Raw genomic sequence first — 23,564 nt, 5'->3', positions numbered from 1 at the left:
TTAAAATGGAACTTTAAACCCATCCCAAGGTCAAATGATTAAGTAATTTCAATACAGTCCCCCAAGGGACATCAGGAAAGGAGATTGACTATGGATGGTCGGATCAGGGAAATAAACAAATCGGTTCTTGATAGTGGCGAGTCTGACGCTATCGTACCAGCCAAAAAACCAAAGCTGGAATTACCAGCAAATGATGTCGAGATCTGCTCCGATGTCATTGTCAAACTCAATGTATCGTCACCCCGGATTAAGTCACCTGACCGTGCCAGAACTGTATCTTTAACGGATTCCTCAGTCCGCAAAAACTCTCATGCCTTCGATTTTCGTTTTGTCACCAATGATAATGAGGTTCGTCAGCTTTTAGTTGCCCAGACCTGCGATGAACGTCGGAATGTCACCCTTATTTCCCATCCCGATGAACTCTCACAGGCTAACCTGGTGAGCCGGCTGAGCATTTCCCAAGAGGGTCGCCACACCCTTTATCCGGGCAAACTGTTTGAAGGTTCACAGCCATTGACCCTGGTGATCGATATCCGAAATCTCACCAGCGAGGATCTGCCCAGATTTAACGACCTGCTGGACCCGGATAACCCCTGTCTGTTCGACAAAGTCAGCAAGAAGAAGCGCCCCCTGGGCGAGCATGTTGCTCTGCTGGCCCTGGCAGACCCTGAACAGTTGAGATCGGTTGGCAGCCCTGACGACGCATCGGCGGCCGGCGTACCGGGGGCTGACTTCTGGCGGCGAATTAATCGCCCGGACAATACCTGGCAGTTCGACGCAAAAACCGTCAATGACCCAGCGATGGAAATCGACGAAGTTCCTCCGCTACTGGCTGAACTCCCTTATGCCGAAAGCGCAATGGACGACGACAATACCCTTCTTATTGACTGTCATTTGCACAACAACTGGCGGCAGTTGCTGCTGGGCGGCCCCGGCGTGAATAAACAGGGACGCATACAGCATATCCCCGGCAGGCTTGAGTCATTAAGAAGCGGACAACGGGTGATTCTGAAAGGGGCCGACTGGCAAGATCTGGCCTTTGAACAGACAATACGACAGCTGCTGGCGCAACAGTGCTTTGAGAGCAATGGCAAGATCTGTCAGTTACCGGACGCTGTTCAGTTTTATCAGATGCCGGTAGGGAATGACGAGCTTCATTCACTGTTTCAAAGCCTGTCTCACCCTCGTGAACAAGAGGGTGTCACAAAATCTGATAAAGAACAGGCACCTGGCAACCCGATCATCATTAACCAAAGTAATATTGCCCAATGGCTGAGCCCGATTGCCATCGCCCCGGAAGGCCATGCAGTACCCAATACCTCCCTGCTGGAACAGGTTCGGGCCGGTGCTGCCGTCACCGTGACGTCTCCCCTTACTGAGGCTCTCTGGTTTCGTTTGCTGGGTTCATTGCAGACGATTCGCGAGACCACCGGCCTGGAGCCCCGACTTCAGGTAGCTCATTCAAAACAACAGCCGAAAGCCTTGGGATTGGCAGAAAACGATGAAGACTCTCTGGCCAGTAAACGTCACCTGGAGGAAAAAATCAGGGCTCAAACTGACATTAATACCCTCATTTATCAGCAACCTGACGAGGCAAATTATTGGGTTTATCGTTACTGGAACACACGTCTGGTCATTCAGGTCAATGAACAGACCCGCTTCAGCCAGCTATTTGATAATATCCATATCGCCTCGGAACAAAAGGCGCATTTTGGACGATGTCAGAGTGACTTTCAGAAGGCATTGATTTCTGGCAGGCCGGTGGTATTCCGGGGGCTGGAAACTAATCCAACCCTTCAGCAACTTCTGGAACCTCTGTTTGCCGGGCAACCTCTGCTGGTGAATGGCCAATTACAAGCCTACCCGAAAGCCCGTATGAAAATACTCTGGCCTGAGTCTGCAAAAAGCCCATCTTCAGTATTTCATTCGATGATTGCCACCGGTGAGACCTGTGGTGAAGTCGGTCTCTGGGGTATCAGTACCGTCAGGCATAATATCTCCTGGGCTGATCGGCCAGAACAGGCGCTTCATAAACTTTACGAAGCGTTTAAAACTGTACCTGCCGGCCTTTGTAACCCGCTACCAGAAATGACGGAAGGGTTGATGAACAACCTGATACTGGCTGCCCGGCGGGCACAGCAGGTTGACCAGTCCTTACGACTCCTGCCCTGCCACTGGCGCAAAGCTGTCAATAGCGTCATCACCCATGGCACCCGGCAGAATCCATCAGTACGGGATTTTATGAAAGTGGCCTGTTGGCACTTGTTTCCGGATAAGACGCCGGATGAGAATCAAGTCGCCTCGGTAGACCCCGATCGGTTAAATGCCATTATTAATAGTGCCCTGCCGTTGGATAGAGCGTTTGTGGAACAAAACCTGTGGTCATTGGCCAGAGCCTTTGACCCGGCAGTATTTAAAGGTACCGAATTACAGCTGTCCTATAAAAGTCCGTTTCAAGGATGGGTTGAAGAAAAAGCTCTGGACAAGCTCTGTGCCATAATCATGGCCCATGCACCTGAAGAACATCGAGAGGCAATAGCCTATCAGTTGGAAATCGATCCGGCAGCAGCAACGCCCTGTTTGGCCATCCGCCCAACGGCACAGATTAAGCGTTTGCACGCGGCACTGGCTTCTGGCTGGCAGTTAACTCTGCCATTGGGGCAAACTCGATCCGATGCCATCCTCGCCCTTGCCAGCGATTGTTTTCGCAAGGCCAGACCAGCGAATTCTGAGGCAGAAGGCATTGAACGCATAAAACATCGACTGTCTGAATCACTGGCATGGGAGGGCTCCGCTGATATGCCTTTGTCAGCACTGGCCCAGGATCTTTATCACGGCGAGATAAGTCAGAACGATCGTGAAAGTCGTCGCTTATCCCGACTCCATGACCGGTTTGCGGACTCTCCCGTTATCTTCCTCCAGGGAGAAACCGGCACTGGGAAAAGTTACTTTTCCGCCAAAATGGCGAAGGCTTCAGGACAGGCTGCGGTCATTTCTCTTGGACCATCTGACAGCGAACAAACCCTGATGGAACGCTGGCAGTGGCAACAACACGCCGATGGCGACCGCTCTATGTTTCAGCAAAACCGGGCGTTGATGGAATGGGCCAACACTCCATCCTACGAGGATGGACACTATGTCACTCTGGTTCTGGATGAGGCCAACCTGGCCAAAACCGGATTACTGGCATCATTAAACGGCTTGTGGGAACCAGAACCCTGCATTTACGTGAATGGTCATCCTGTCAAGGTCGGCCCAAAACACCGGGTGATTCTCACCGGTAACCCGGATCATTACGCCGGGCGCCGAATGGACCCGGCCCTGAAAGAGAAACTGCCCAGAGCTTACTACCCCCGCCTGGATCAGGCATTCCTTCGGGACAGGGTAGTGGAACCCGCTCTGGCCAATCATTTACAACGGCATCTGCTGGAGCAGCAAATAAACGACATTGCACACAGTGCCAGCAAAAGTGTGATGGCGCTCTGGCAATATTATCAGGAACTCTTGCCCGACCATGAGTTTACTCCCAGAGATTTAACCGATATCTGCAGTTGGGTGGGTTGGTATCTGGATCGTGCTCAGCCCGCACGCGGCAGTGTGACCTGTGCGCAAATAAACAGTTTGATCCAACATAGTTTTCGGGACCTACTGGGGCCGGAAATCACTGAAACTCATCAGGATGCCCTGTCGGCACTGGAAATCTGGTTTGCTGCCCGTTACCAACCGGAGAACACCCTGAGCGACAGAGTTCGTAACAAGACCCTGTCAGATATTCAGCAGACATTCGGAACAGTCAGCGAAAAAATCCGACCAGACTTTGATACCTCCGGATCGGCAGTTCGTGAACTGGCGCAACGGCTTGGGCAGGATTTAAGCCGCTGCCAGCAGGCTAATCATCACGACAAAAAACACGGCGGCCGTCAGGCAACACTGATTGAAGGCCCGGCGGGAAGGGGCAAGGATGCGACGCTGAACCTGTTGATTGAAACTGTCAGAGAGGAGGCTAAACGACGGTGTGAGTCCATGCCGGAAGTCTATTACCTGAATGCCTGTGATTGTTCCTGGGACAAACTGTGCGAAAAGATACAGACGGCAAAAATTAAAGGCGGCATCGTGGTGATTTCAGAAATGAATCTGATCGACAGCCAACATCTGGAAGGAGAGTTAAACGATATTCTGGCCGGCGACGCCCATCCCGGCTTCCACCTGTTCGCCACCATCAATCCACCTGAGTACAGCGGGCGAAAACCCCTATCACCGGCGCTGAAAGGGCGTTTTCGACATTTGCCGATCCGGCAGTACAATCCGGCAGAATTACAGACCATTGCCGAAAAAGTGTTGCCAGAGTCCTCACAAGGGACATTCGTCGCTAAAAAGCTGACAGAAAAACATTGTCTTTTAAGGGCACACCTGCAAGGCAAAAAGCTGCCGTTGCAGCCCACCAGCCTCGATTTACAGAATGTTGCCAGGGCTATCAACCGAGGTGGCGACTTTAGCGAACAAGCACTCCATCAATGCCTCAATCAGTACTACCGGCTTTACCTGATGGCCGCCAATATCTCGCTGGAGGAACTGCCAGAATCATCGGTTCCTGTCATGGGTAAAGGAGCGCTTGAAACTGAGCTGAGTCAATGGTTCTACGAAACGGTATCGAGCATTGATCGTCCGTGGTTGATACGTCAAAGTGATCACAACAGCATTAATGAAAAACGCCATGAAATTCGTGTCAATACCCTTCTGGATAAAGAGGAAGCCAAAACAGAAGTTATCAAGAGGGTGGCCCAGGCCAGGTGGAAGGCATCCGGCCTTCCCCTGAACCCGGATCAGTCGGACGATGTTCTCACCCGGGCACTTTACCGACACTGGCAGCAAAGCTGGTTTGTTCATGAGTTTGACCAGACTGGCATTGACGCCAATAGCGTATTTCCCCTGACGGAAGAAGAGGAACAAACGCTGAAATTGCCCGCTTCCCAGCCTTATCTTCAGGAGGCTAGGAAGCGCATAAACAAATGGAAATCCGATGTCGTTCAATTGTGGCCAGCGTTTTGGAATCAGATAAGTGTTCAGCCGAACCGCAGGGTTGATTATGCTGAAGAATACCAGTCGGCAGTCCACTGGAAAGATGTTTTTACATTGAAGTGGAACACGAACTATGAGAACTGCGAGCCAAGACATCATGAAAACCATATAGTTTTTGCTACGAAGAAACTTTCTTCCACTATGTATCGCGTTTGGTTAGATGATATTAATGTGACTGCTGAGGGTGACATCGAACTGTTAGAGATCAGTGATCAACAGCTACAGAGGGTTGAAACCCTCATGCCTGCAAAGTTGCCGGAGTATGGCCAGGAAGTCACATTAGCCAGCAATCAAATACTAGCGACTTTTAAATGGCCATCGAAGAATGGCGAATTTGCATTGCCCAGCCTGACGCCTAACGACCATATCGTCGCCCTGCGTATCGAATCCGATTTGGCATTTACCCTTGTCAGGGGTGGCTATACCGGGCTTCACACACTCTATATTCCGGAGGCCAGAGCCAACCAGAGTATTGAGGTGGCTTATGTCGTAGAAACCAGAGAACCGGACAAAAAATCATCGGTTAAAGAAGCCCGAAGAGAACGATCAGTAAGGTTTGACACCCACTGTTCAGAAGGGATGAAAAAAGTACTGGACGGAGTGTTTACGGCCATTGACGAACAACCATCCGAAATACGTGAGCCATTGCGGAAAATAGCAGACGCCCATGGCACGAAACAACGCATTGAGGCAATCACTGAGTATTGCAAACAGTTTTCCGGTAAATCTAAACCAAAGCGCACAGAAAATTTCTTTCAATTCCTGGTAACACAGCGGCAAGGTGACTGTAGTCATCGTGCGGCTGTTTTTGTAGCCCTTTGTCGATATTTTGGGATTCCATGTCGGAAAGTTAGAAACTATATTCACAGCTTTGCCGAGTATTCCCTGGATAAAGGCCGAACCTGGGAGTCGGTGTCTTTGGGCGGGTCAAAATCAAAGAAAACAGAAATCACCTACAATTTCCAGCCCATCATCCAGCTCGATGATCCCGGCACTGTTTCAAGGAAGATTAAAGGACACCTGAAAGCCCTCCTGAAAGGTGCTGATTCAACACAACAGCAAGCTCTGGCTAAGGCTTGTGTTATGAGCCCCGGGGAACTGAAAAAAAACCTTGATACGCACACTGCCTGGCCAGAAGCGAATCTGAGTTTCTCCAACATCATCAGGAACCTCTGGGAGAGAAATGATTTAACCGGTTTTTCCATGGGCGTCTCGTTGATAGAGTTGCTGGGGACAGACGCACTGAGCTATTTCGAGAAGCCATGGCGCGATAATGTGACTGACAACGAATGGCATATTTATCAATCGATGTCGGAGGCGGTCAAACAAATATTGTCCAACAGTGATGAAGATCAGGTCACTGAACCGCTCAGGTCGATCCACTCAAAAATGATTGATCGGGCCGGAGCAAACCCCCACCAGTGGCTGAGATCAATAGTGAAGATACTGGAAGACAGTGACTTAACCAAACCTTCGGTCATTAACTTCGCCCGTGAAGCCATGGAATCGGGTTGGCTGGACCCACTGCCGATCAATGAGTACATCTCTTCACTGCCCCGTGAGCTTCATCAGCTATTGGTGCGTCTGGAAGACGTCGATGAACTGAAGGTTAGAGCCGCCCATTGCCAGAAAAAGTGGTATCAGGAGTTCTTGTCCAGGGAAAAAAATAGTCAGGATTGGCAGTTGTATTATAAAACCTTACAAGGGGCAAGAAGTGGTAACTATGGCGTTTTCATCACTCAGGGCCATGATGGATGTTCGCCATTCCTTAAACGTAAAATGGCCGATTCATCTTTACAGGAAGCCTGGACGGAAGAGCCTGACGGCATTCCGAATATAGAACGAATGCTGTTGCACAACCCTGCATTTAAGCAGCTAATCTCGGGCCAGGCGAACCACCGTCCGGTAATTGTCATGGGGAAACCTCTCTGGAATGACACAGCAATGTATGAAAAGACCCGAGCCCTGCTTCAACATAAAATGGAGAATAGCCCGGGCTTGAAGCAGTTATCGAAAAAAATCAATCAATATGAGGCGCTCAAAAAAGAAAATAACCTCCGTTGTGAGCAATTTTTTAATGATTTGCAAAATCAGCTGAACACACTTTTTCTTTCCGGTGGCCCATCAACTCCAGACGCAATAATGAATATGGTTGAGCAAAAACAGAATGGTCTCTTTAGAGACTACAAATCCAATGCAGAGTCCCATGAAATATCAGAGGAGGAGAAAAAACTTGTTGATAATTTAAAACACCAGTGCGAGAAAAAAATCAAGCAGGCCTTCAGTTATTTTCTGTACGAATTGACTCACTCGAAAGGGAGTTGTTTATCGTATTGTTGGGCCAATTCCTGCCTCTGGGGAGATCTTCATCATAGAGGCAATTATGGCGCTCATGATCCCTCCTCACCAGAAGAACTGCATACTATGATGTCTCAAACGATAAACGATCCCTTGTTTGAGAAATCCATTAAGGATGACTACTTGCGGCAGACACTCAACGTCAGTAACGCTCTGGTGCTCAGATCTGATGAGCTGACAAAAATTGCCGAAGAGTTTTTGAACAGTGTGAATTTGAATTCGCTCCGTGACGCATTTGATATCTGAATGATTACCGGCTTCACTCCCGTCATTCCCGCGAAGGCGGGAATCCACACTGACTCTCCACCAGAACCGTACTGCCCGGCACTCGCCCTGGCCTTGTCATCCTCGAGAAGGCGGTGTCCCACTGTTGGCCCTGGATTCCCGCCTTCGCGGGAATGACGAGTTCCTTCGCGGGAATGACGAGCTCCTTCGCGGGAATGGAAACATTAACTGAGCACCTGATTCAGTGCAGCCGAACAGCAGGCTGGACAACCCTGCAGAGGGGTAACAGTTAAAATGGAACTTTAAACCCATCCCAAGGTCAAATAATTAAGTAATTTCAATACAGTCCTCCAAGGGACATCAGGAAAGGAGATTGACTATGGATGGTCGGATCAGGGAAATAAACAAATCGGTTCTTGATAGTGGCGCGTCTGACGATGTTGTACCAGCCAAAAAACCAAAGCTGGAATTACCGGCAAATGATGTCGAGATCTGCTCCGATGTCATTGCCAGACTCAATGTATCCTCACCCCGGATTAAGTCACCTGACCGGGCGAGGACCGTATCCGCAACGGATTCCTCACTCCACAAAAACCCTCATGCCTTCGATTTTCGTTTTGTCACCTGTGATAATGAGGTTCGTCAGCTTTTAGTTGCCCAGACCTGCGATGAACGTCGGGATGTCACCCTTATTTCCCATCCCGATGAACTCTCACAGGCTAACCTGGTGAGCCGGCTGAGCATTTCCGAAGAGGGTCGCCACACCCTTTATCCGGGCAAACTGTTTGAAGGTTCACAGCCATTAACTCTGGTGATCGATATCCGAAATCTCACCAGCGAGGATCTGCCCAGATTTAACGACCTGTTGGACCCGGATAATCCCTGTCTGTACGACAAAGTCAGCCAGGAGAAGCGGCCTCTGGGCAAGCATGTTGCTCTGTTGGTGCTGGCAGACCCTGAACAGTTGAGATCGGTTGGCAGCCCTGACGACGCATCGGCGGCCGGCGTACCGGGGGCTGACTTCTGGCGGCGAATTAATCGCCCGGACAATACCTGGCAGTTCGACGCAAAAACCGGCAATGACCCAGCGATGGAAATCGACGAAGTTCCTCCGCTACTGGCTGAACTCCCTTATGCCGAAAGCGCAATGGACGACGACAATACCCTTCTTATTGACTGTCATTTGCACAACAACTGGCGGCAGTTGCTGCTGGGCGGCCCCGGCGTGAATAAACAGGGACGCATACAGCATATCCCCGGCAGGCTTGAGTCATTAAGAAGCGGACAACGGGTGATTCTGAAAGGGGCCGACTGGCAAGATCTGGCCTTTGAACAGACAATACGACAGATGTTGGCGCAACAGTGCTTTGAGAGCAATGGCAAGATCTGTCAGTTACCGGACGCTGTTCAGTTTTATCAGATGCCGGTAGGGAATGACGAGCTTCATTCACTGTTTCAAAGCCTGTCTCACCCTCGTGAACAACAGGGTGTCACAAAATCTGATAAAGAACAGGCACCTGGCAACCCGATCATTATTAACCAAAGTAATATTGGCCAATGGCTGAGCCCGATTGCCATCGCCCCGGAAGGCCATGCAGTACCCAATACCTCCCTGCTGGAACAGGTTCGGGCCGGTGCTGCCGTCACCGTGACGTCTCCCCTTACTGAGGCTCTCTGGTTTCGTTTGCTGGGTTCATTGCAGACGATTCGCGAGACCACCGGCCTGGAGCCCCGACTTCAGGTAGCTCATTCAAAACAGCAGCCGAAAGCCTTGGGATTGGCAGAAAACGATGAAGACTCTCTGGCCAGTAAACGTCACCTGGAGGAAAAAATCAGGGCTCAAACTGACATTAATACCCTCATTTATCAGCAACCTGACGAGGCAAATTATTGGGTTTATCGTTACTGGAACACACGTCTGGTCATTCAGGTCAATGAACAGACCCGCTTCAGCCAGCTATTTGATAATATCCATATCGCCTCGGAACAAAAGGCGCATTTTGGACGATGTCAGAGTGACTTTCAGAAGGCATTGATTTCTGGCAGGCCGGTGGTATTCCGGGGGCTGGAAACGAATCCAACCCTTCAGCAACTTCTGGAACCTCTGTTTGCCGGGCAACCTCTGCTGGTGAATGGCCAATTACAAGCCTACCCGAAAGCCCGTATGAAAATACTCTGGCCTGAGTCTGCAAAAAGCCCATCTTCAGTATTTCATTCGATGATTGCCACCGGTGAGACCTGTGGTGAAGTCGGTCTCTGGGGTATCAGTACCGTCAGGCATAATATCTCCTGGGCTGATCGGCCAGAACAGGCGCTTCATAAACTTTACGAAGCGTTTAAAACTGTACCTGCCGGCCTTTGTAACCCGCTACCAGAAATGACGGAAGGGTTGATGAACAACCTGATACTGGCTGCCCGGCGGGCACAGCAGGTTGACCACTCCCCACAGCTCCTGCCCTGCCACTGGCGCAAGGCTATCAATAGCGTCATCACCCATGGCACCCGGCAGCATCCGTCAGTACGGGATTTTATGAAAGTGGCTTGTTGGCACTTGTTACCTGACAGGAATCGAGCCGCCTCGGTAGACCCGGATCAGTTAGCTGCCATCATCAATAGCGCCCCGCAGTTAGATAGAACGTTTGTGAAGCAGAATCTGTGGTCACTGGCCCGGGCCTTTGATCCGGCAGTGTTTAAAGATGCCGAATTACAACTGTCCTATGAAAATCCATTTTCAGAGCAAGGTGAAAAAGACGTTATGGACAGGCTCTGTGCCATGATCCTGGCCCACGCGCCTGAAAAACAACGAGATGCTATAGCGTATCGGTTGGCAGTTGATCCGGCGGCAACAAAGCCCTGGCAATCCTTAGCCATTGAGCCAACAAGACAGATTAAACGTTTGCAAGATGCACTGGCTTGCGGCTGGCAGTTACCTTTGCACTCAGAGCAGACCCGATCCGATGCCATCCACGGCCTGGCCAGCGATTGTTTTCACATAGCCAGAACAGCAAACTCTAAAGCAGAAGGCATTGAACGCATAGAACATCGCCTGTCTGAATCACTGAAATGGACGGGTTCCGCTGATAAGCCCCTGTCTGCACTGGCCAGGGATCTTTATTATGGCGAGATGAGTCAGGAAGATCGTGAAAGCCGTCGTTTATCCCGACTCCATGACCGGCTGACAGACTCTCCCGTTATATTCCTTGAGGGGGAAACCGGCACCGGGAAAAGTTACTTTTCCGCCAAATTGGCGAAGGCTTCGGGACAAGCTTCAGTGATTTCCCTTGGTCCTTCCGACAGCGAACAGACCCTGATGAAACGCTGGCAGTGGCGACAACACGCTGATGGCGACCGCTCTATGGTGCAGCAAAACCGGGCGTTGATGGAATGGGCCAAGACTCCGTCCAACGAGGATGGACACTATGTCACCCTGGTTCTGGATGAAGCCAACCTGGCTAAAACCGGATTGCTGGCATCATTGAACGGCTTATGGGAACCGGAGCCCTGTATTTACGTGAATGGTCATCCTGTCAAGGTCGGCCCAAAACACCGGGTGATTCTCACCGGCAACCCGGATCATTACGCCGGGCGCCACATGGACCCGGCCCTGAAGGAGAGACTGCCCAGAGCTTACTACCCAAAACTGGACCAGGCTTTTCTTCGCGACAGAGTGGTGGAGTCGGCTTTGCTCGAGCATTTACAACGGCATCAAATAAACGACATTGCACACATTGCCAGCAAAAGTGTGATGGCACTCTGGCAGTATTATCAGGAACTCTTGCCCGACCATGAGTTTACCCCCAGGGATTTAACCGATATCTGCAGCTGGGTGGGTTGGTATCTGGATCGTGCTCAGCCCGCACGCGGCAGTGTGACCTGTGCGCAAATAAACAGTTTGATCCAGCAAAGTTTTCGGGATGTACTGGGTCCCGAAATCGCCGAAACTCATCAGGATGCCCTGTCAGCACTGGAAATCTGGTTTGCTGCCCGTTACGACCTGAAGAACACTCTGAGCGAAAGCGTTCGCAACAAGACCCTGTCAGATATTCAGCAGACCTTCGGAACAGTCAGCAGAAAAATCCGACCAGACTTTGATACCTCCGGATCGGCAGTCCGTGAACTGGCGCAGCAGGTTGAGCAGGATTTAAACCGCTGTCAGCAGGCTTGTCATCACGACAGGAAACACGGCGGTCGTCAGGCGACACTGATTGAAGGCCCAGCCGGACGAGGTAAGGATGCCACGCTGAACCTGGTGATTGAAAGTGTCAGAAAGGAGGCCAGGCGACGGGGAGAGTCCATGCCGGAAGTCTATTACCTGAATGCCTGTGATTGTTCCTGGGACAAACTGTGCGAAAAGATACAGACGGCAAAAATTAAAGGCGGCATCGTGGTGATTTCAGAAATGAATCTGATCGACAGCCAACATCTGGAAGGAGAGTTAAACGATATTCTGGCCGGTGACGCCCATCCCGGCTTCCACCTGTTCGCCACCATCAACCCGCCTGAGTACAGCGGGCGAAAACCCCTATCACCGGCGCTGAAAGGGCGTTTTAGACATTTGCCGATCCGGCAGTACAACCCGGCAGAATTACAGACCATTGCCGAAAAAGTGTTGCCAGAGTCCTCACAAGGGATATTCGTCGCTAAAAAGCTGACAGAAAAACATTGTCTTTTAAGGGCTCACCTGCAAGGCAAAAAGCTGCCGTTGCAGCCCACCAGCCTTGATTTACAGAATGTTGCCAGAGCTATCAACCGAGGTGGTGACCTTAGCGAAAAAGCCGTTCATCAATACTTTAATCAGCACTACCGGCTTTACCTGATGGCCGCCAATATCTCGCTGGAGGAACTGCCAGAATCATCGGCTCCTGTCATGGCTAAAGGAGCGCTTGATCCTGAGCTGAGCGAATGGTTCTACCAAACGGTATCGGGCATTGATCGTCCTTGGTTGATACGACAAAGTGACCGCAACAGCATTAATGAAAAACGCCATGAAATTCGCATTAACAGGCTTCTGGACAAAGAGGAAGCGAAAACGGAAATCATCAAGAGGGTGGCCCAGGCCAGGTGGAAGGCATCCGGCCTTCCCCTGAACCCCGATCAGTCGGACGATGTTCTCACCCGGGCACTTTACCGACACTGGCAGCAAGGCTGGTTTGTTCATGAGTTTGACCAGATTGGCATTGACGCCAATAGCGTATTTCTCCTGACAGAAGAAGAACAAACGCTGAAATTACCCGCTTCCCAGCCTTATCTTCAAAAGGCTGATCAGTGGATAAGCAAATGGAAATCCGATGTCGTTCAATTGTGGCCTGCGTTTTGGAATCAGATAAGTGGTCAGCGGAACCACAGGGTTGACGATTCTGAAGAATACGATCCGGCAGTCTACTGGAAACACGTTTCACCGTTGAACTGGGACACGGACTATGAAAACTGCGAGCCAAGACATCATGAAGACCATATAGTTTTTGACACGGAGAAAACTTCTTCCGATATGTATCGCTTTTGGTTAGATGATATTAATGTGACCGCCAAGGGCGACATCGAAAAGCTCGAGATCAGTGATCAACAGATGCAGAGGATTGAAACCCTCATGCCTGCAAGGTTGCCGGGACATAATCAGGAAGTGACATTAGCCAGCAATCAAACGCTGGCGACTTTTAAATGGTCATCGAAGAATGGCGAATTTGCATTGCCCAGCCTGACACCTGACGACTATATCGTCGCCCTGCGTATCGAAGGCGATATGGCATTTACTCTGGTCAGGGGTGGCTATACCGGACTTCACACACTGTACGTTCCGGAGGCCAGAGCCAACCAGAGAATTGAGGTGGCTTATGTCGTAGAAACCAGAGAACCGGACAAAAAATCATCGGTTAAAGAAGCCCTGAGAGATCCACCAACAAGGTTTGACACCCACTGTTCAGAAGGAATGAAAAAAGTACTGCACGGAGTGTTTACGGCCATTGACCAACAACCATCCGAAATACGTGAACCATTGCGGAAAATAGCGGACGCCCATGACACGAAACAACGCATTAAGGCAATCAAGGAGTATTGCAAACAGTTTTCCGGTAAGGCCAGACCAGAGGAAAATGAAAATTTCTTTCGATTCCTGGTAACACAGCGGCAAGGTCGCTGTAGTCATCGTACGGCTGTTTTTGTAGCTCTTTGTCGTTATTTCGGAATTCCATGTCGGTATGTTAGAAACTACACTCACGGCTTTGCCGAGTATTCCCTGAATAAAGGCCAAACTTGGGAATCGGTGTCTCTGGGCGGGGCAAAAGGGGTTACGACAAAAATCACCTATAATTTCCAGCTCACCAGGCAGGTCGATGATCCCGGCGCTGTTTCAAGAAAGATTAAAGGACATCTGAAAGCTCTCCTGAAAGGTGCTGATTCAGCACACCAGCAAGCTCTGGCTAAGGCTTGTGTTATGAGCCTCGGGGAACTGAAAAAAAACCTTGATAACCTCAGTGCCTGGCCAGAAGCAAATCTGAGTTTCTCCAACATCATCAGGAACCTCTGGGAGAGAAATGATTTAACCGGCTTTTCCATGGGAGTCTCCTTGATAGAGCTGCTGGGGACAGACGCACTGAGCTATTTCGAGAAGCCGTGGGACCTTAATGTGATTGACAACGATTGGTATATTTATCAATCGATGTCAGAGACGGCCAAACAGATATTGTCCAACAGCGATGAAGATCAGATCACTGAACCGCTCAGGTCGCTCCACTCAAAAATGATTGATCAGGCCGGAGCAAACCCACACCAGTGGCACAGATTCATAGTGAAAATACTGGAAGACAGTGACCTAACCAAACCTTCGTTTATTCACTTTGCCCGTGAAGCCATGGAATTGGGTTGGCTGGACCCACTGCCAATCGATAAGAAGAACTTTTCGCTGCCCCGTGAGCTTCATCAGCTATTGGTGCGTCTGGAAGACGTCGATGAACTGAAGGTCAAAGCCGCCCACTGCCGGAAAAAGTGGTATACGGAGTTCTTGTCCAGGGAAAAAAATAGCCAGGAATGGCAGTTGTTTTATAAAGGGTTACAAAAGGCAAGAAGTGGTACCACTAACTTTTTCATCACTCAGGGTTATGATGGATGTTCGTCATTCCTTAAACGTAATATTGCCGATTCATCTTTACAGGAAGCCTGGACGGACGAACCTGAGGGCATTCCGGATATAGAACGAATGCTGTTGCACAACCCTGCATTTAAGCAGCTAATCTCGGGCCAGGCGAACCACCGTCCGGTAATTGTCATTGGGAAACCTCTCTGGGACGACACAGCATTTGCTGAAAAGACCCAAGCCCTGCTCCAACATAAAATGGAGAATAGCCCGGGCTTGAAGCAGTTATCGAAAAAAATCAATCAATATGAAGCGCTCAAAAAAGAAGAAACCCACCATCGCAAGCAATTTCTGAATGATGTGCAAAATCAGATGAAGACGCTTTTTCTTTCCGGTCGCCTATTAACTCCAGAGGCAATTAACAATCTAATTGAGCAAAAAGAGGCTGAGCTTAATAGCGAATACAAATCCATTGCAGAGTCCCATAAAATATCAGAGGAGGAGGAAAAACTTGTGGATAATTTAAAACACAAGTGCGAGGAAGCAATTACGCAGGCCTTCAGTTATTTTCTGTACGAATTGACACACTCGAAAGGGGGTTGTTTATCGTATTGTTGGGCCAATTCAAACTTCTGGGATATCTATTTTAGTAGAGGCAATTATGGCGCTCATGATCCCTCCTCACCCGAAGAGCTGGATACCATGATGTCTGAAACGAATCACGCTCCCTTGTTTGAGAAATCCATTAAGGATGACTACTTGCGGCAGGCACTCAACGTCAGCAAAGCTCTGGTGCTCAAATCCGATGAGCTGACAAAAATTGCCGAAGAGTTTTTGAACAGCCTGGACTTGAATTCGATGAGTGACGCATTGGATACATGATAACCGTTTGACCATGTTGATGACCATGTTGACACCCTCCCCAACACCCTCGAAGGAGGGTGTGGCAAAGCTCTGGTTCCCGCCTTCACCCCCGTCATTCTCGCGAAGGCGCAAATCCACACTGACTCACCACCACTGTTGGCAATCGTTGACAGCGTTTAATCGTCACGGCTGACCGCCAAAAAGGAACTTCCGTACTATCTAAAGGTCAAATAACTAAACAACTTCAATTCAGTTCTGCAGATGGCAGTTGGGAGATTGGTTATGGATGGTCGTATCGGTGAGAAAATAAACAACAACCCCGTTCCTGGTTTTGCCCTGTCTGAGAGTGGTGAAAAGAGCGGCGTGCCAGCCAGGAAAGCAGAGCTGGATTCATCATCAAAGAAAGCAAAAGCTTGTTCTTTTGTAACTCCTGAACTCAATAAACCCTTTCCTCCGAGGACGTTGCCTGACAGAGCGAGAAGCGTATCCCCAATAGATTCATCACTCCAAAAGGTCACTCATGCCTTCGATTTCCGTTTTGTCGCCAGTGATGATGAAGTTCGACAGCTTTTAGTCGCCCAGACCGGCGATGAACATCGGGAGGTCACTGTTATTTCCCATCCCGATGACCTCTCACAGGCTAATCTGGTGAGCCGGTTAAGCATTTCCGAAGAGGGTCGTCACACTCTGCGTTCAGGTAAGCTCTTTGAAGGTTCAAAGCCATTAACCCTGGTGATAGATATCCGAAAAATCACCAGCGAGAATCTGCCCAAATTTAACGATCTGCTGGACCCGGATAACCCCTGCCTGTACGACAAAGTCAGCCAGATGAAACGCCCTCTGGGAGAGCATGTTTCTTTGTTAGTCCTGGCAGAGCCTAAACAGCTGGCATCGGTTGGCCAGCATGAAGATGCGCCCGCAGTCGGCGCACCGGGGGCCGACGCACCGGGTGCTGATTTCTGGCGACGAGTTAATCGACCGGGCAATACCTGGCAGTTTGACGCACAGGCCGGTAATAACCCATCAATGAAGATCGACAAGGTTGCTCCCTTATTGCCTGAATTCACCAGTGCCAAAAGTACTATGGAAGACGACAATAGCATTTTAATTGACTGCCACTTGCACAGTCACTGGCGACAGTTGCTGCTGGGTGGCCCCGGAGTCGATAAACAGGGACGAATCCAGCACATCCCCGGCAAGCTTGAATCATTGAAGGCCGGACAACGGGTCATTCTGAAAGGAGCCAACTGGGAAGATCTGGCCTTTGAACAGACGATTCGACAAATGCTGGCGCAGAAGTGTTTTGAGAGCAATGGCAAGGTCTGTCCGTTACCCGACGATGTTCAGTTTTATCAGATGCCGGTTGGGTATAACGAGCTTTATTCGCTGTTCCAAAGTCTATCCCGTGCTCTTGACAAAGAAGGTAACAAAGAGCACGCATTACGCAAACCCATCATCATTAACCAGAGTAATATTGCCCAATGGCTGAGCCCTATTGCCATTGCCCCGGAAGGCTATGCAGTCCCTAACACCCGACTGTTGGAACAGATTCGGACGGGGGGATCAGTCACCGTAACGTCACCCCTTACTGAGGCACTCTGGTTTCGCTTGCTCGGCTCACTGCAGATGATTCACGAGACCACCGGCCTGGAGCCCCGACTCCGGGTGACTGATTCAAAACATCAGCCGAAGGCCCTGGGTTTGGTAGAAAAGGATGAGGTCTCTCTGTCCTGCCCACAGGAAAAAACCAGAGATCACGCCCCGGTGAGTACCGTCACTTATCAGCAACCTGCCCAGGCCAGTCATTGGATCAGGAAGCAGCCGGACTCACCTCTGGTCATTCAGGTCAATGAACAGACCAGCTTCAGCCAGCTATTTGATAATATCCATATCACCTCGGAACAAAGGGCCCATTTTGGACATCGTCAGACTGGGTTGCAGGAGGCATTAACCGCTGGCAAGCCGGTCGTATTCCGTGGGCTGGAGAGTAATCCAACGCTTCATCAGCTTCTGGAACCCCTGATTATCAGGCAACCTCTGTTGGTGAATGGCCAATTGCAGGCCTATCCAAAAGCTCATATCAAAATACTCTGGCCTGAGTCTGCAAAAAGCATATCCTCAATATTTCATTCGATGGTCGCCAGGGGTGAGCCGTGCCCTGAGGTCGATCTCTGGGAAATCAATGCCAGCAAGTATGGTATCGCCCGGACTGACCTGCCAGAACAAGCGCTTCATTCACTTTACCAAGCTTTTAAAACCATACCTGGCAACCTTTGTAGCCCTCTGCCAGAAATGACCGAAGGGCTGTTGAATAATCTGATACTGGCTGCCCGGCAGGCACAGCAGGTTGACCACTCCCTACAGCTCCTGCCCTGCCACTGGCGCAAGGCCATCAATAGCGTCATCACCCATGGCACCCGACAACATCCGTCCGTGCGTGATTTTATGAAAGTGGCCTGTTGGCACTTGTTACCGGACAGGGATCAAGCCGCCTCGTTAGACCCGGATCAGTTAGCTGCGATCATCAGTAGCGCCCCGCAATTGGATAGAAAGTTTGTCAGGCAGAACCTGTGGCCACTGGCCCGAGCCTTTGACCCGGCAGTCTTTAAAGGTATCGAATTACAACTGTCCTACAAAAGTCCATTTCCAGAGCAAGTTGAAAAAGAAGCTATGGACAGGCTCTGTGCCATGATCCTGGCCCACGCGCCTGAAAAACAACGGGATGCCATAGCCTATCAGCTGGCAGTCGATCCGGCGGCAACAAAGCCCTGGCAATCCCTGGCCATCAAGCCAACCAGACAGATTAAACGTTTGCAAGATGCACTGGCTTCTGGCTGGCAGTTACTTCTGCCATCGGGGCAGACCCGATCCAATACCATTCACGCGCTGGCCACCGATTGTTTTCACATATCCAAAACAGCGAATGCGGAGGCAGAAGGCATTGAACGTATAAAACATCGACTCTCTGAATTACTGAAATGGCAGGGTTCCGCTGATGAGCCCCTGTCTGCACTGGCCAGGGATCTTTATTATGGCGAGATGAGTCAGGAAGATCGTGAAAGCCGTCGTTTATCCCGGCTCCATGACCGGCTGACAGACTCTCCCGTTATCTTCCTGCAGGGAGAAACCGGCACCGGGAAAAGTTACTTTTCCGCCAAAATGGCAAAGGCTTCAGGACAGTCTGCGGTCATTTCCCTTGGACCTTCTGACAGTGAACAGACCCTGATGAAACGCTGGCAGTGGCAACAACAAGACAACGGCGACCGCTCTATGGCGCAGCAAAACCGGGCATTGATGGAATGGGTCAATACCAAATCCGACAAAGGCGGAGAATACATTACCCTGGTGCTGGATGAGGCTAACCTGGCCCAGGCCGGATTGCTGGCGTCACTGAACGGCTTATGGGAACCGGAACCCTGCATCTACGTAAATGGTCATCCTGTCAAAGTCAGCGAAAAACACCGGGTAATTCTCACCGGCAACCCCGATCATTACTCCGGGCGCCAAATGGACCCGGCCCTGAAAGAGAAACTGCCCAAGGCTTACTACCCGCGTCTGGATCAGGCTTTCCTTCGGGACAGAGTAGTAGAACCGGCTTTGCTCAATCATTTACAGCGCCACAAAATAAACGACATTGCACACAGGGCCAGCAAAAGTGTGATGGCACTGTGGCAATATTATCAGGAGCTGTTGCCCGACCATGAGTTTACCCCCAGGGATTTAACCGATATCTGCAGCTGGGTGGGTTGGTATCTGGATCGAGCGTTGTCCGAAGGCGACAGTGCCAGCTGTGAGCAAGTGAACAGTTTGATCCAGCAAAGTTTCCGGGATCTACTGGGTCCCGAAATCAGCGAGACTCAACAGGATGCCCTTTCGGCACTGGAAATCTGGTTTGCTGCCCGCTACCAACCGGACCACACCCTGCGCGACAGAGTTCATAACCATACCTTGCCGGATATTCAGCGGGACTTCGAAGCATTCACCAAAGAATTCCGACCTGAGTTTGATACCTCCGGATCGGCAGTCATTGATCTGGTGCAACATCTGGGACAGGATTTAAGCCGCTGTCAGCAGGCTTATCATCACGACAGAAAACACGGCGGCCGTCAGGCAACGCTGATTGAAGGCCCGGCTGGACGGGGTAAGGATGCCACGCTGAACCTGCTGATCAAAAGTGTTAAACAGCAAGCTGAAGAACGGGGAAAAACCATGCCAGAGGTCTTTCCCCTGAATGCCTGTGATTGTTCCTGGGAGCAACTGTGTGAAGTGATCCAGAAAGCAAAAGTCGATGGCGGCATCGTAGTTATTTCGGAAATGAACCTGATCGACAGTCAACACCTGGAAGGTGAGTTAAACGATATTCTGGCCGGTGACGCTCATCCGGGCTTCCACCTGTTTGCCACCATCAACCCGCCTGAATACAGCGCGCGAAAACCCTTATCACCGGCGCTGAAAGGACGTTTTCGGCATTTGCCGATCCGCCAGTATAACTCGGCAGAATTGCAGACCATTGCCGGGAAAGTGTTGCCAGACTCCCCAAAAGGGAAATTCGTCGCTAAACAGCTGACTGAAAAGCATTGTCGTTTAAGGGCCTGCCTGCAACGGAAAGGCCTGCCGTTACAGCCCACCAGTCGCGATTTACAGAATGTGGCCATGGCTGTCAAAAAAGGAGGCGATTTTAGCGAAAAAGCACTTCATCAATGCCTCAATCAGCACTACCGGCTTTACCTGATGGCCGCCAACCTGTCGCTGGAGGAACTGCCCGAATCATCGACTCTTGCCATGGATAAAAGGGCACTTGATTCCGGACTTTGCAAATGGTTCAACAAAACGCTACCGGACATTGATCGTCCGTGGTTGATACGACCCGGTAACCTCGACAGTATTGATGAAAAAAACCATGAAATTCGTGTTAAGGCTCGTCCGAATAAAGAGGAAGTCAAAGCGGAAATCATCAAGAAGGTGGCTCAGGCCAGATGGCAGGCATCCGGTCTTTCCCTGAGGCCGGATGAGTCGGACGATCTGCTCATCCAGGCAATCTACCGACACTGGCAGCAACGCTGGTTTGCACATAAGTTTTGCGAGACGGGTGTGGATGCTAATAGCGTATTTCCACTGACGCAAGCACAGGAACAAGCGTTGAAATTACCGGCTTCCCAGCCTTATCTTCGAGAGGCGGATCGGCGGATAGAGGCATGGAACTCTGACGCAGTTCAACTATGGCCTGCGTTCTGGCATCAGATAAGTAATCTGCCGAGCCATCAGGTTGACGATCATAGTAAAGAAGCTTTAGCGGTTGGTAATGATAACGCTCCTGAAAAATACCGTCCGAAAGCCCGCTCGAACCTGGCTAACACATTGAAATGGATAAAAAGCTATATAGACCCACCTTCCAGGAACCGGCCTGATCATCAGGCATTAGACCGGAGAACAAACAATAGAGGCCCTGTGAGTGGAACATCTCCTGTCAGCCAGCCTGATCATCAGACATTGGACCGGAGAACTATCGATAAGGGCCCGCTGAACAGAGCGTCCGGTCAGTCTGATCTTCTGGTATTGGACCGTACAACGAATTATGAGAAGCTGAAGCTGCCAGAAGTTAAAGACTATAACGTTTTTAATACACAGAAGTATCCTTCCTTTATGCATCGCTGGGAAGTATTGAATATTGATGTGACTGCCAAGGGTAATGTCGAAAAGGCCTTTCTTGGGGTGCAATGCCTTGAGGGGTTCGAAACCCTCACACCGGACCCGTTACCAGGACGTTACCACATGACACTAGCCAGCAATCAAACGATGGCAAGCATTTTGTTATCATCGAAAGCTAATCTTTTTTCATTGCCCAGCCTGACGTTTAACGACTACGTCGTTGCCCTGCGTATATCAACCGATTTGCCATTCACCCTGTTCAGGGATCGATATACCGGGCTTCACATAGTGCTGATTCCAAAGGCCAAAGCCCACCAGAAAATTAAATTTGATTATGTCGTAGAAACCAGAAAACCGGGCAGAAAAACAGCTCCGCAATCAACCCGACCAGAACGACCAACACAGCTTGACGCCCGGTGTTCAGAAGGTATGAAAACCATACTGGACCCACTGTTTATGACCATTAAAAAACAACCGACCGAAATACAAGAGCCTTTGCAGAAAATAAAAGACGCCAAAAACACTGAGCAACGAATTGAGGCGATCAGGGAATATTGCCGACAGTTTTCCGGTAAGGCTAAACCATCGAGACATGAGAATTTCTTTAAATTTCTGGTAACACAACGGCAAGGGGGCTGCCGTCATCGTGCGCCTGTTTTTGTTGCTTTTTGTCGTTATTTCGGGATTCCATCCCGGCAAGTGAATAGCCAAATCCACGCCTTTGCTGAATATTCCGTTGATGAAGGCCAAACCTGGGTGTCAGTGAATCTGGGCGGGGCGCCTGTCGAGAGAATAGATTTCAAACCTGACGTCCAGCCCAGTACCAATGTCAGTAGTACCAGCACTGAGTTAAAGAAGCATAAGGCTTTCCTGAAAGATTTCCTGAAAGGTGCTGATTTGTCACAACAGCAAACTCTGGCTAAAGCCTGTGATATGAGCCTTGAGGAACTGAACAAAGCCCTTGATAAAAACAGCGCATTGCCAGAAGCCAGGCTAATTATTTCCAACATAACCGGGAACCTTTGGGAGCAAAGAGATTTAATCAGTTTTTCCCTGGCTGTCTCAATAATAGTGTCGCTGGGGAAAGAGGTATTGGACAATTGCCAAGGGCAACAACTTAAACAAATATCGGAGGCGGTGAAAGAAATATTGTACGACGGTGATGAAGGGCAGGTCATTGAACAACTCAAGTTACTCCATCCAAAAATAATTAATGAGGACGAACTGGACGCTATAAGTTGGTTTTTTTCAATGGTAGAAATACTGAAAGATAGTGACCTGACCAAGTCATCGGTTATTCGCTTTGCCCTTGAAGTCCTGAAATTGGGTTGGCTGGATCCAATGCTGGCCGATGAGTACTCTTCTATGTACGCCCAAAATCATAACCTATTGGTGCGTCTGAAAAGCGTCGATGAACTCAAGGTTGAAGCCACTCATTGCCAGAAAAAGTGGTATAAACAGTTATTTTTCAGGGAAAAAAATAGTCAGTTATGGCAGAAAGCTTATGAAGACTTCCAACGGAAAGAAGGTACCTCGTTCGTCGATCATTGTTATGATGGCTTCTCATCATTCCTTGAATATGAAATCACCAATCGACTCTTACAGAACGCCTGGACCGACACGCCTGAGGGCATTCCCAATATAGAACGAATGCTGGCGCACCAGCCCGCTTTTCCGAGTGTAACCTCAGGCAGGGGGAACCACCGTCCGTTGATTATCCTGGGGAAACCTTCCTGGCAGTGCGCACAGATTAATAGACATGCCGGATTCATGATTGATCAAAAAACCAGGGACAGGGGCAATCGGGAATTAAGTCGGAGAAAACGTGATTCTTTACGCAACCAATCCGCGCTGGCGATCCAGAAGGCCTTCACTCATTATCTGTATCAATTGACAAACACAAATGGCGGCTGCTTAACCTATTGTTGGGCCGAGGCTTCCTTCGAATCGTGCTACGAGCGACACTCCTATGGTGCTCATGACCCATCCTCACCAGAAGAACTCTATGCCATGATGTCTGAAATTCAGAGCTCTGAAGACTTTGAGAACTCTCTGAATGATGACTACTTACGACAGGCACTCAACGCCGATAACGCACTGGTGCTCAGATCCCGTGAGCTGACAACTATTGCCAAAGAGTTTTTGCGCAGTGTGGATTTGTTTTCGCTTTGTAACCTGTTGAAAATCTGATTGCTGTCCGGTCATGATGAATTTTTCGAGATCGGTGATTGCCTTCAAGGGTCACGGCTGACTGTCAAAAAGGAACTTTCGTACTATCTAAAAGTCTAATAATTAAACAGCTTCAATTCAGTTCTTCAGA

General features: G+C 49.8%; 3 protein-coding genes. All 3 read left to right on the top strand.

The window, feature by feature from the left end; translation table 11 throughout:
- Positions 1–90: 90 nt before the first annotated feature.
- The 3 genes from ACOJUN_RS04215 (at position 91) to ACOJUN_RS04205 (ending at position 23,434) form a co-directional block, all read left to right on the top strand.
- Complete coding sequence (locus ACOJUN_RS04215; RefSeq protein WP_422135422.1) at positions 91–7,683, top strand: AAA family ATPase; 7,593 nt, start codon at positions 91–93, stop codon at positions 7,681–7,683.
- Between the two features lie 358 nt (positions 7,684–8,041).
- The gene (locus ACOJUN_RS04210) at positions 8,042–15,613 is read left to right on the top strand and encodes an AAA family ATPase (RefSeq protein WP_422135421.1); all 7,572 of its coding nucleotides are present in this window, start codon (positions 8,042–8,044) and stop codon (positions 15,611–15,613) included.
- A 264-nt stretch (positions 15,614–15,877) separates the two neighbouring features.
- Entirely contained in the window at positions 15,878–23,434 is a 7,557-nt protein-coding gene (locus tag ACOJUN_RS04205; RefSeq protein ID WP_422135420.1) for an AAA family ATPase, read from the top strand.
- Positions 23,435–23,564 lie beyond the last annotated feature (130 nt).

Source organism: Endozoicomonas sp. ALD040 (genome assembly GCF_049275945.1).
In the GTDB taxonomy this organism is placed as follows: Bacteria; Pseudomonadota; Gammaproteobacteria; order Pseudomonadales; family Endozoicomonadaceae; genus Endozoicomonas_A.
The sequence above is the reverse complement of the archived record's forward strand: the minus strand, read 5'-3'. Positions and strand labels throughout refer to the sequence as shown.

Bases quoted from the DNA above. Each gene is read 5' to 3' on its own strand.
- ACOJUN_RS04210 (WP_422135421.1), top strand. From the start codon at position 8,042: ATGGATGGTCGGATCAGGGAAATAAACAAATCGGTTCTTGATAGTGGC.
- ACOJUN_RS04205 (WP_422135420.1), top strand. From the start codon at position 15,878: ATGGATGGTCGTATCGGTGAGAAAATAAACAACAACCCCGTTCCTGGT.
- ACOJUN_RS04215 (WP_422135422.1), top strand. From the start codon at position 91: ATGGATGGTCGGATCAGGGAAATAAACAAATCGGTTCTTGATAGTGGC.